Below are 11,064 nucleotides of genomic sequence, written 5' to 3' on the forward strand. Positions count from 1 at the left end.
TTATATCAGGAAACGGCGGCTTTCAGGATCTTGCCCGGCGTGCGGGGCGGTTCGCCCTTGGGCAGGGCGTCGACATGTTCCATGCCGGAGGTGACTTCGCCCCAAACGGTGTACTGGCCGTCGAGGAAAGTCGCGTCGTCGAAGCAGATGAAGAACTGGCTGTTCGCGCTGTTCGGGTTCGACGAACGGGCCATGGAGCAGACGCCACGGACATGCGGTTCGCGGCTGAATTCAGCCTTGATGTCCGGGAGCTTCGATCCGCCCATGCCGGTGCCGGTCGGATCGCCGCCCTGCGCCATGAAGCCGGGGATGACGCGGTGGAAGACGACGCCGTCGTAAAAGCCTTCCTTCGCGAGCTGAGAGATGCGTTCGACGTGACCGGGCGCCAGATCGGGACGCAGCTTGATCACGACGTCGCCGCCGCTGTCGAGGGTAAGGGTGAGCGTTTCGTCGGCCATGGAAATCTCCTCTTGAGGGGGAGTGGGGAAATGTTGGTCCATATAGAGCGTTGGGGCGGGGATGGAAGCGCCTCAATCAATCTTTGGGGCATTGCTTTTAATTCATTCATGAGCAAAAGCAGCCGAATGTTACAGGAACCGGACAGTAGGGGACGCGATGAGCGAGCGAGCCGATATGGCCGAACCCCGGCCGGACGAACTGCCTGTTGACGACAAGATCGTTGAACAGCCCGAATCCCGTCATGACGAGGATGATCGGCTAAAGCCCGCTTTTGTTTCCGCCGTGCTGGACGCGGTGGAGGATGAGGACCGCGATCGCGCGCGCGAACTGGTGTCGCCGCTGCACCCCGCCGACATTGCCGACCTTCTGGAACTTACCCCGTCCGACCGGCGCGGGGAAGTAGCTGCGGCGCTGGGCGATCTGGTCGGCGCGGAGGTGCTGTCCGAGCTTAACGACTATGTCCGCGACGACCTGCTCGATGCGCTGGAGCCCAAGCAGGTGGCTGAATTCGCCGCCGAACTGGACACCGACGACGCGGTCGCGATCATCGAGGACATGGAGGAGGCCGATCAGCAGGCTGTCCTCGATGCGATGGAGCCCGAAGATCGCGCCGCGATCGAAAACGCGCTGTCCTATCCGGAAGAATCCGCCGGCCGCCTGATGCAGCGCGACTTGGTCGCGGTGCCCGAGCATATGACGGTCGGGCAGGTGATCGACTATCTGCGCGACAATCGCGACCTCACCACCGATTTCTGGGAAATCTTTGTGGTGGACGAGGCGCATAAGCCGATCGGCACCTGCCAGTTGAGCTGGATACTCACCTGTCCGCGTTCCATCGCGATGGCGGACGTCATGAAGCGTGAGCAGACGCTGATCCCGGTCGATATGGATCAGGAAGAAGTGGCGCTACGCTTCCAGAAATATGCGCTGATTTCCGCCGCCGTGGTGGACGCGAGCGGTCGACTGGTCGGCATGATCACGGTCGATGACATCGTCCACATCATTTCCGAGGAAGCGGGCGAGGACATCCTGCGCCTGTCAGGTGCGGGCGAGGGCGACATCAATCAGCCGATATTGGAGACGGTGCGCACGCGCTTGTCCTGGCTGGTGGTGAATCTGGGCACGGCGGTGCTGGCGGCTTCGGTAGTCGGGCTGTTTCAGGCCACCATCTCGAAATATGTGGTGCTGGCGGTGCTGATGCCGATCGTGTCCGGCATGGGCGGCAATGCGGGGACGCAGACCATGGCGGTGGCCGTGCGCGCGTTGGCGACAAACCAGCTGACCAGTTCGAACACGATACGGCAGATTGCGCGCGAGTTTCGCATTGCGAGCGCCAATGGCACGGCGCTGGGAATATTGATCGGCGTCGCGGTGGGGCTGATTTACGGCAATCATGACCTTGGCCTTGTCATTGCGATGGCGATGCTGATCAATAATCTGGTCGCGGGGTTGGCGGGCATATTGGTGCCCGTGACGCTCGATCGGTTCGATATCGATCCAGCGGTGTCTTCGGCGGTGTTCGTGACGACGATGACCGATGTGATGGGCTTCTTTTCCTTTCTGGGATTGGCCACGATCTGGGGTTTGTGACGGGGCTTGACCGTTTGCGTTCAGCGCCCATCTTCTGCTGATGCCGCTTCATCTCACCAAGATCGCCTTTGGCAGTGAAAGCCCTGCGACGCTGCGTGCCTGGCTGGAAAGTCATGGCGAAGAGGCGCGGCTGACGACGCGCTATTTGCCCAAGCGGGTGACGGAGATGGAGGGCGGGTCGCTTTACTGGATACATCAGCACAGGCTGGTGGGGCGCAGTCCGCTGATTGGATTTCAGGAAACGGGGCAGGGGCGGTTCTGGATCAGGCTGGAGCCCCGGCTGATCCCGGTGCGGGGTGCGCCGAAGCGGGCGCATCAGGGGTGGCGCTATCTGGAGGGGAAGGATGCGCCGCCTGATTTGGGATCGGATGAGGTGGATGATCTGGACGCTATGCCGACTGCGATGTTGGGGGAATTGGCGCGGTTGGGGTTGGTTTGAGGGGTTTTGGGTTGGATTTGCGCTAAGCAACATCCGTTCGCCCTGTTCGACCGAGCCACTTGTCTCGTTCGAATGTCGAAGGGTTCTACTTCCTTTTCAAACCTCACATCTAAGAAGAAGTGAAGGGCTTCGACAGGCTCAGCCCGAACGGAGGAGGGGTGTGTTTTGCAGGCGGTGAGGCGCTTTGAACGGGCGATTTTGCGTTACGCGGCCTTGCCTTGAAGTGCTTTTTGCCGCCGTCTCTGCACCGAAGACCCAATCCCCAACGCTTCCCGATATTTCGCGACCGTGCGGCGGGCGAGGTCCATGCCTTTGGCGCGGAGCAGGTCGACCAGCGTGTCGTCTGACAGGATCGCGTCGGGCGCTTCGGCGGCGATCAGGGCCTTGATGTGGCTTTTCACCGCTTCAGCTGAAACCGCGCCGTCTCCACTGGCCGCCGAGATGCCGCTGGTGAAGAAATATTTGAGTTCATAGACGCCACGCGGGCAGGACAGATATTTGTTCGATGTCACGCGGCTGACGGTGGATTCGTGCATGCCGATGGCTTCGGCTACCATCTTGAGGGTCAGGGGCTTTAAGTGCGCGACGCCCTTGCGGAAGAAATCCTCCTGGCAGCGGACGATTTCGGTGGCGACCTTAATGATCGTTTTTTGTCGTTGGTCGAGTGCCTTCACTAGCCAGTTTGCGCTGGCGAGGCAGTCGGCGAGCCACGCCTTTGACGCGCGGTTTTGCGGGCCGGACGCGAGTTCGACATAATAGCTGCGGTTGATGAGCAGGCGGGGGAGGGTCGCGCTGTTGATTTCGATCGACCAGCCATCGCGCGCCGGATTGACGAAGATGTCGGGGGTCACAGGCGCGGCGCGATCGGTGGAATAGCGCAGGCCGGGCTTGGGATCATAGCCGCGCAGTTCGCGGATCATGTCGGCCATATCCTCCTCATCCACGCCGCAGATGCGGCGCAACTGGGGGATGGCGCCACGGGCCAGCAGGTCGAGATTGGCGAGCAGCTTTGCCATGCAGGGGTCGTATCGATCCGCTTCCTTGGCCTGAAGTGCTAGGCATTCGGCGAGCGAGCGGGCGCCGACGCCCGTGGGATCGAAGCTGTGGATGACGCCGAGGACCTGTTCGGCCTGCGCGAGGGGGACGCCCAGCGCGTGGGCGGTTTCGAGGAGGTTGGCTTCCAGATAGCCCGCCTCGTCAATCTGGCCGATAAGCTGCGTGGCGATGAGCAGGTCCATGCCGCCCAGCGCGCTGCGCGCCTGGTCCATCAGATGTTCTTGCAGGCCGATTTCGGGATTGGCGAAGCTGTCGAAGTCGATCGCTTCGCCGCCGCCCTGAAGCATGTCGTGGCCGCCTGATCCCACGGCGCTGACGGCGCGATCGGAGGGGCCGTCGTCGATGAAGGTTTCCGCGCCATAATCGACGTCGAGCGGTGCATCGGATTCGGCGTGGCCCTGACCGATCAGGGCATCGATCCCGCCGGTTTCGGGGGCAAGCGCAGGAAGGTCGATCTGCGCGTCTATGCCATCGGCGGCGGGCGCGTTGTCTATGAGGCCGCCCGTCTCCAGCAACGGATTCTTTTCCAGCTCTCCCGCGACGAAGGCGTCGATTTCAAGATTGGAGAGGGCCAGCAGTTTGATCGCCTGCTGAAGCTGCGGCGTCATTACCAGCGACTGGCTTTGCCGCAGGTCGAGACGAGGCCCGAGCGCCATCAGCCGGAGCCCTTGCCGTCATGCTGAAGGGAAGGGCGGGGGCCAGTCATCTCAGAGCGAGAAATTCTCGCCCAGATAGAGGCGGCGGACTTCGGCATTGGCGACGAGTTCAGTCGGGCTGCCTGTGAAGAGCACTTGCCCGCCATAGATGATGCAGGCGCGATCGACGATTTCCAGCGTCTCGCGCACATTATGGTCGGTGATGAGGACGCCGATTCCCCGCGTCTTGAGCTGCTTCACCAGGTCGCGAATGTCGGCGATGGACAGGGGGTCGATGCCCGCGAAAGGCTCGTCGAGCAGGACGATGGACGGGTTGGCAGCGAGGGCGCGCGCGATTTCGCAGCGGCGGCGTTCACCGCCGGACAGCGCCATGGCGGACGAGTTGGCGAGCCGGGTGAGACCGAATTCGTCGAGCAATTGCGCAAGGCGGGCGTCGCGGGAGGACTTGTCGGGCTCCGCCAGTTCCAGCACGGCGCTGATATTCTGGGCGACGGTGAGGCCACGGAAGATGGATGTTTCCTGCGGCAGATAGCCAAGGCCCAGAATCGCGCGGCGGTACATGGGCAGGCCGGTAATGTCCTCACCGTCAAGGATGATGCGGCCATGATCGGGGCGCACAAGACCCATGACGGAATAGAAGCAGGTCGTCTTGCCCGCGCCGTTGGGGCCGAGCAGGCCGACAACCTCACCCTTGCCCACCGTCAGCGAAACATCGGTCAGGACGGCGCGCTTGTCATAGCTTTTGGCGATGGAGACGACGGACAGTCCGTCGCTCACTTCCTGCGCGGAGATGCGCCTGCTGGCGCTTTGTCTATCCTGAATCACGACGTCGTCCATTACTCACCCTTGCTGCGACATGGTTAGCGTCAAGTAAAATACTCGCGCGGCCGAGGCAATTGGCAAGCTTTGTGCATGGGATGGCGCTCGGGGCAAGGGGAAAATCGGTGATTTCGGCATCCAGGGCGTCGAAAGCTTGATTTGGTGGGCCGCAAGGGTCAGGGCGGTAAAAGCTGTGCCACCCGGTTGCAGGGTCAAGCTAAACGCTGCTGTGCAATCGACGCGGATAATAAGAGGCGAGGAATGAGGATAGAAGAGGCCGGAGCGGCCGAGGGATGGGCGCATGCGCTGATCCGGCAGCCGGTGGAGTCGTTGATCCAACAGGCTGAGGCGATGACCTTGGCCGCATTCGGGGCGACCGTCACCTATTCGCGCAAGGTTTTCATCCCGCTGACTCACCTGTGCCGCGATGTCTGCCATTATTGCACCTTTGCCAAGGCGCCGCGCCATGCGGGGGCGCCCTATCTGTCGATCGAACAGGTGCTGGAGATTGCGCGCGCGGGCGAGGCGGCGGGATGCCGGGAGGCGCTGTTCACGCTGGGGGAGCGGCCGGAGGATCGCTATACGGTGGCGCGGAATGGGCTGGCGGCGCTGGGTCATGACACGACGCTGAGCTATCTGCGTGAGGCGGCGGCTGCGGTGCTGATGGAGACGCTCCTGTTGCCGCATCTGAACCCCGGCATCATGGGTGACGCTGATCTGGCGATGCTGCGGCCGGTCGCGGCATCGATGGGGCTGATGCTGGAAAGCACGGCGACGCGGCTGTGCGAAAAGGGCGGGCCACATCATGGTTCGCCCGATAAGGTTCCGGCGGTGCGGCTGGAGGCGATCGAGGCGGCGGGACGCGCGCGGGTGCCCTTTACCACCGGGCTGCTGATCGGCATCGGCGAGACGCGGATGGAGCGGATCGAGGCGTTGCTGGCGATCCGCGACGCTCATGCGCGGCACGGGCATATTCAGGAAGTTATCATCCAGAACTTCCGGGCTAAGCCGGATACGCGGATGGCCGATCATGCCGAACCGCCGTTGGAAGAACATCTGTGGACGGTCGCCGCCGCGCGCTTGATTTTGGGGCCGGATATGACCATCCAGGCGCCGCCCAATCTCCAGCCCGATGGCCTTGCGGCGTTGATGCGCGCGGGCGTCAATGATTGGGGCGGGGTGTCGCCGGTAACGCCCGACCATGTGAACCCGGAAGCGCCCTGGCCGCATCTGATGGCGCTGAGCGCGGCGACGACGGCGGCGGGGCGTGTGCTGACCGAAAGGCTGGCGGTGGGGCCGGTCTATGCCAAGGAGCCGGAGCGTTGGCTGGAGCCGGAAATCGCGGTGAAGGTCCGGCGGGCGGTGGATGCGCGGGGCCTGCCTATCGTCGAGCGGTGGCGCGCGGGAGCGGGTGAGGCGCCGCCGCTGCTGCCACTTGGCGGACGGACGCTTTCGGCCAAGCGGATCGATGCGATATTGGGCAAGGCGGCGGCGGGGCGGGGGCTGGACGAGAGCGAGATCGTCACGCTGTTCAAGGCTACCGGCTCGGATGTGCGGCGAGTGATAGATGCCGCCGATGCATTGCGGCGCCAGGCCGTGGGTGACGTGGTCACTTACGTCATCAACCGCAACATCAATTATACGAACATCTGCACCTATAAATGTGGCTTCTGCGCCTTTTCCAAGGGGACGGCGAAGGCGCTGCGGGGGCCTGCCTACCGGCTCGATCTGGACGAAGTGAGGCGTCGCGCGGCCGAGGCGCAGGCGCGGGGCGCGACCGAAGTATGCCTCCAGGGCGGCATCCATCCGGATTATGACGGCCACACCTATCTGTCGATTGTGGAGGCGGTGCGGGATGCGGCGCCGGGCATCCATGTCCATGCCTTTTCCCCGCTGGAGATTACGCACGGGGCATCGACGCTCGGCATGGGGCTGGAACCCTATCTGGCGATGTTGAAGGAGGCGGGGCTGTCGACCCTGCCCGGCACGGCGGCCGAAATACTGCATGAGGAAGTGCGGGCGATCATCTGTGCCGACAAGCTGTCGGCGGATGAGTGGGTCGCCGTCATGCGCGCCGCGCATAGAGTCGGCCTGAAAAGCACTGCGACGATCATGTTCGGGCATGTCGACGATTATCGCCACTGGGCGCGGCATTTGCGGGTAGTGCGCGATCTTCAAGCGGAGACGGGCGGCTTTACCGAGTTCGTGCCGCTGCCCTTCGTCCATATGGAAGCGCCGATGTGGCGAAAGGGCAAGGCACGGTCAGGCCCCAGCTTCCGCGAGGCGATGCTGATGCAGGCGGTGGCGCGGATCGCGTTGCATGGCGCCATCCCGAACATTCAGGCGAGTTGGGTGAAGCTGGGCGAGGAGGGCGTGATTGCTGCACTCGGCGCGGGGGTCAATGATCTAGGGGGCGTGTTGATGGACGAGTCGATCACGCGTGCGGCAGGTGGCACGCATGGGCAATTTTTCGATGTGGAGCGTATGCACCGCACCGCCGAGGCGGCGGGCCGTTTCGCCCGGCAGCGCACGACGCTTTATGGCATGATCAAGCAGGAGGTAGCCGCCTGATGGGCGATGAAACTGGAACCCCCCGGTCGCGGCGCTTGCGATCATTGCTGTTCGTACCTGGCGACCGACCCGAGCGGATGCGCAAGGCGTTGGCAAGCGGCGCGGACGCGCTGATCCTCGATCTTGAAGATTCCGTTGCCATTGGTGCCAAGGCGGGGGCGCGGGAAGAGGTGGCGGCGTTCCTGAAGGAGGCTGCGGACAGCGAAGTCATGCTTTTCGTCCGGGTGAATCCGCTCGATGGCGGACTGACCGATGCGGACCTCGACGCGGTGATTGAGGGCCGTCCGGCCGGGATCATGTTGCCCAAGGCAGAGGGCGCCGCGTCGATCAGGGATATGGACCAGCGATTGCGCCAACGGGGCGACGATCGGGTGCTGATCCTGCCTATCGCCACGGAAACGCCCAAGGCGATTTTCCGATTGGGTGAATATGGTGATGTGCCGGATCGGCTGGCGGGCCTTACCTGGGGTGCAGAGGATTTGCCTGCCGCGATTGGCGCCCTTTCCGCGCGGCATGCCGATGGCAGCTATACGCCACCTTATGAGATAGCCCGTGCGCTCACGCTATTTGCGGCCTGCGCCGCCGATGTGCCATCGATCGAGACGGTGTATCCGGCGATTCGGGATCTGGATGGTCTCGCGGCCTATGCGCAGCGCGGCGCGCGCGACGGTTTTCTGGGCATGATGGCGGTACATCCTGACCAGGTGCCGGTGATCAATGCCGCCTTTACGCCGTCGGAAGAGGAGATTGCGCGGGCGCAGGCGGTAGTCGATGCGTTTGCGTCCAATCCCGGCGCGGGGGTCCTGACATTGGATGGCAAAATGATCGACCGACCTCACCTTAAGAAGGCGCAGGCGCTGCTGGCTCGTTGTTGAGCCTGATCCGTCCGGGTTGACGGTCCCTCTCCCATATGGGAGAGGGGGGCATGGGTTCTCTCTGGGCCGATCAGAATGAGCTGTTCCTGCCTCTGGTGGACGGTATTCATGAAAGCCCGCCTTTTGGCGCTTTCATCCGCAATCTGGTGGGGCGCACCTATGCGCGGCGGGCTTTTCTGATCATCTCTCTGGCCAATGCCATGCCTGAGCAGGAACCGACCGTCATCCACATCGCCGCGCCGCGCGCGTCGCAGGAGCCGCCTTTGGACTTCCGGCGGCTGGATGCGTTGCGCCTGCATCCTTATGGATCGCTGCGTCCGGGGCGCGTCTATGCGCTGGACGAGATGCTGAATTACGATGACGCGGATGAATTGGTGCGGCAGCGCGAGGCGTTGAACGAAATGAACATCCGCTATGGCCGATGGATGCGTGTGGCGGCGGGCGGGGTGGCTGATGCACATTTCCTGCTGGTGAGAGAGCGGGAGGATTTTTCCGCCTCTGCCGTTGCCGTGCTGTCGAGCATCGTGCCGCATTTCGCCGCTGCGCTGCGGACGCTGGTGGCGTTGATCGAGGCGCGATTGCAGGTTGCCATGGCGCAGGGCGCGCTGTCGCGGTTGGGCGTCGCGCAACTGGCGTTCGATTGGGGCGGTCGGGTGATGGCTGCTGATCCTGCGGCCGAGGCGCTGCTGGCCTTTACGATGAAGCCGGGGCCAAGCCCGGAGCGGCGGTTGCAGTTGTTGCCCGAAGCTACCCATGCGCTTAACCGGGCCTGCGCGGAAATAGCGTCGGCACCTCCCGGCGCGACGCGGGTAATCCGGATCGACGATGGCAGGGATATCGACCTGCTGCTGCGCAAGTCGGACCTGGCGCTGAGTGAACCGTGCGCCTTGCCCGCCGTGATCGGGATAGTGCGTATGGCCCGCCGCGAGCCTGCGCAGGCGGCGGTCGGGACTTTGGCGGCGCTGCATGGTTTGTCGGGTAGCGAGGCGGCACTCGCTCACGCGCTGAGTTTGGGCGAAAGCATCGTTGGTGCGGGTGAGCAGCTTAATCTGACCACGGAGACGGCGCGTAATTATTCGAAGCGGATATATGAAAAGACGGGGGCGAAGGGGCAAGCGGATCTGGTGCGGCTGATCCTCACGGGGCTGGCGCCCTTTGCATGATGGCGTGCGATCTGGCCATTTCCGCTGTTTTGAAACAGCAGATTTTTCGTCGTTCGGCTGCAAGTTTCGCGGCCTGTCGTCTGGCGCTTTGACGGAAAAGTGGATAAAGGGCCGCCCAACGCTACGCATATCAATTTGGAGGGGCAGGCGACTATGAGCAATAAGAAGGCAGCCCTCGAAGGCATCCGCGTCATCGACATGACCCGCGTGCTCGCAGGCCCCGTGGGCGCACAGATATTGGGCGACCTGGGCGCTGACGTGATCAAGGTGGAACGTCCGGGCGTTGGAGATGATGGCCGGGTATATGGTCTTGCCGAGGTGAAGGGCAAAGATGGAATGAATGTCCGCCAAGCGGGCTTTTTCACGGCGGCTAACCGCAATAAACGATCGATCACGCTGAACCATAGCAAGCCTGAGGGGCAGGAAATCCTGCGCAAGCTGGTAGAGACTGCGGACGTCCTGATCGAAAATTACAAGGTGGGCGATCTGAAGCGGTTCGGGCTGGATTATGAGAGCCTGAAGGCGATCAATCCGCGCCTTATCTATTGTTCGGTCACGGGCTTTGGCCAAACGGGACCGATGGCTGCGCGGCCGGGCTATGATGGTTTGTTCCAGGCGACGGGCGGGATGATGGCCGTCACCGGCATTCCGGACGGGCAGCCGGGAGCCGGGCCGCTCAAGGCTGGTCCTAGCCTCGTCGATTTCATCACCGGCCATAATGTCGCCATTTCCATACTGGCGGCACTCCAGCATCGTAACCAGACTGGTGAGGGTCAGCATGTCGATATCGCCCTTCTGGATAGTTCGGTCGCGATGGTCAGCCATATCATGCAGGATTATCTGTTGAGTGGCGTGGTCCCGCCGCGCCTTGGCAATGGCGGCAATGGCGGTGGCCCCGCCGATCTCATCTATACCAAGGATGGCATGCTGTATCTCACCGCTGGCGGTGACGAGCATTGGCGGCGTTTGACAGTGCTAATGGGCCAGCCTGAACTATATCAGGACCCCCGCTTCGATGAGAATTTCAAGCGCGGCAAGTTGAACCGTCTGGAGTTGATGGACATCATCAATGAATGGAGCCGTGGCTTCACCTCTGAAGAGCTTCAGGCGAAGTTTGATGAGGTGAGCATCCCCGCCGCGCGCTACAATGAGCTGCCCGAGGTTTGGGAAGATCCGCAGGTCCAGCATCGCGGCCTTCGGGTGACGACGCCGCATCCCTGGGCGGAGGCCGGTACGGTCGACCTGATCGCCAGTCCGCTGGCCAATATGTCCGAAACGCCAGCGACGATCCGCCGGGCGCCGCCGCTTCTTGGCGAACATAGTGCCGAGGTGTTGGGCGAACTAGGCTATGACGAAGCGCGCATCGCCGAACTGCAAGAATCGAAGATCATCTGATCGGGTGGCTCCGGCGGCTCTTATGTGGCCGCCGGAGCTTA

9 protein-coding genes are annotated in these 11,064 nt (G+C 62.8%); 6 read left to right on the forward strand and 3 right to left on the reverse strand.

The features are described 5' to 3' along the window. Positions 1–5: 5 nt before the first annotated feature. The gene (locus ACWNC0_RS04130; RefSeq protein WP_449469813.1) at positions 6–458 is read right to left on the reverse strand and encodes a peptidylprolyl isomerase; all 453 of its coding nucleotides are present in this window, start codon (positions 456–458) and stop codon (positions 6–8) included. A gap of 157 nt (positions 459–615) precedes the next feature. On the opposite strand from ACWNC0_RS04130, the gene mgtE reads away from it, so the two are divergent. Together mgtE and ACWNC0_RS04140 are read left to right on the forward strand one after the other, a co-directional pair. Beyond that, the gene (mgtE, locus tag ACWNC0_RS04135) at positions 616–2,049 is read left to right on the forward strand and encodes a magnesium transporter (protein ID WP_449469815.1); all 1,434 of its coding nucleotides are present in this window, start codon (positions 616–618) and stop codon (positions 2,047–2,049) included. Between the two features lie 40 nt (positions 2,050–2,089). Further along, a complete protein-coding gene (locus tag ACWNC0_RS04140) occupies positions 2,090–2,488 on the forward strand; it encodes a DUF1489 family protein (RefSeq protein WP_449469816.1) in 399 nt (132 codons plus the stop codon). A gap of 203 nt (positions 2,489–2,691) precedes the next feature. Here ACWNC0_RS04140 and rpoN read toward each other — a convergent pair whose 3' ends face one another. Continuing rightward, on the reverse strand, positions 2,692–4,200 hold the full coding sequence (gene rpoN, locus ACWNC0_RS04145) for an RNA polymerase factor sigma-54 (RefSeq protein ID WP_449469818.1): 1,509 nt from the start codon (positions 4,198–4,200) through the stop codon (positions 2,692–2,694). Positions 4,201–4,251: 51 nt separating this feature from the next. Next, positions 4,252–5,037, reverse strand: coding sequence for an LPS export ABC transporter ATP-binding protein (gene lptB, locus ACWNC0_RS04150; RefSeq protein WP_449469820.1), 786 nt, complete (start codon positions 5,035–5,037; stop codon positions 4,252–4,254). A gap of 243 nt (positions 5,038–5,280) precedes the next feature. Between lptB and cofH the strand changes: the two genes are divergently transcribed. From cofH to ACWNC0_RS04170, 4 genes are all read left to right on the forward strand, one after another. Then, positions 5,281–7,590, forward strand: coding sequence for a 5-amino-6-(D-ribitylamino)uracil--L-tyrosine 4-hydroxyphenyl transferase CofH (gene cofH, locus ACWNC0_RS04155; RefSeq protein WP_449469821.1), 2,310 nt, complete (start codon positions 5,281–5,283; stop codon positions 7,588–7,590). Further along, a complete protein-coding gene (locus ACWNC0_RS04160) occupies positions 7,590–8,465 on the forward strand; it encodes an HpcH/HpaI aldolase/citrate lyase family protein (RefSeq protein WP_449469822.1) in 876 nt (291 codons plus the stop codon). Before cofH ends, ACWNC0_RS04160 begins: the two co-directional genes overlap by 1 nt. A gap of 50 nt (positions 8,466–8,515) precedes the next feature. Next, complete coding sequence (locus tag ACWNC0_RS04165) at positions 8,516–9,628, forward strand: helix-turn-helix transcriptional regulator (RefSeq protein ID WP_449469824.1); 1,113 nt, start codon at positions 8,516–8,518, stop codon at positions 9,626–9,628. A gap of 153 nt (positions 9,629–9,781) precedes the next feature. Further along, positions 9,782–11,023, forward strand: coding sequence for a CaiB/BaiF CoA transferase family protein (locus tag ACWNC0_RS04170; RefSeq protein ID WP_449469826.1), 1,242 nt, complete (start codon positions 9,782–9,784; stop codon positions 11,021–11,023). Positions 11,024–11,064: the final 41 nt, after the last annotated feature.

The organism is Sphingobium chungangianum, from assembly GCF_977014255.1.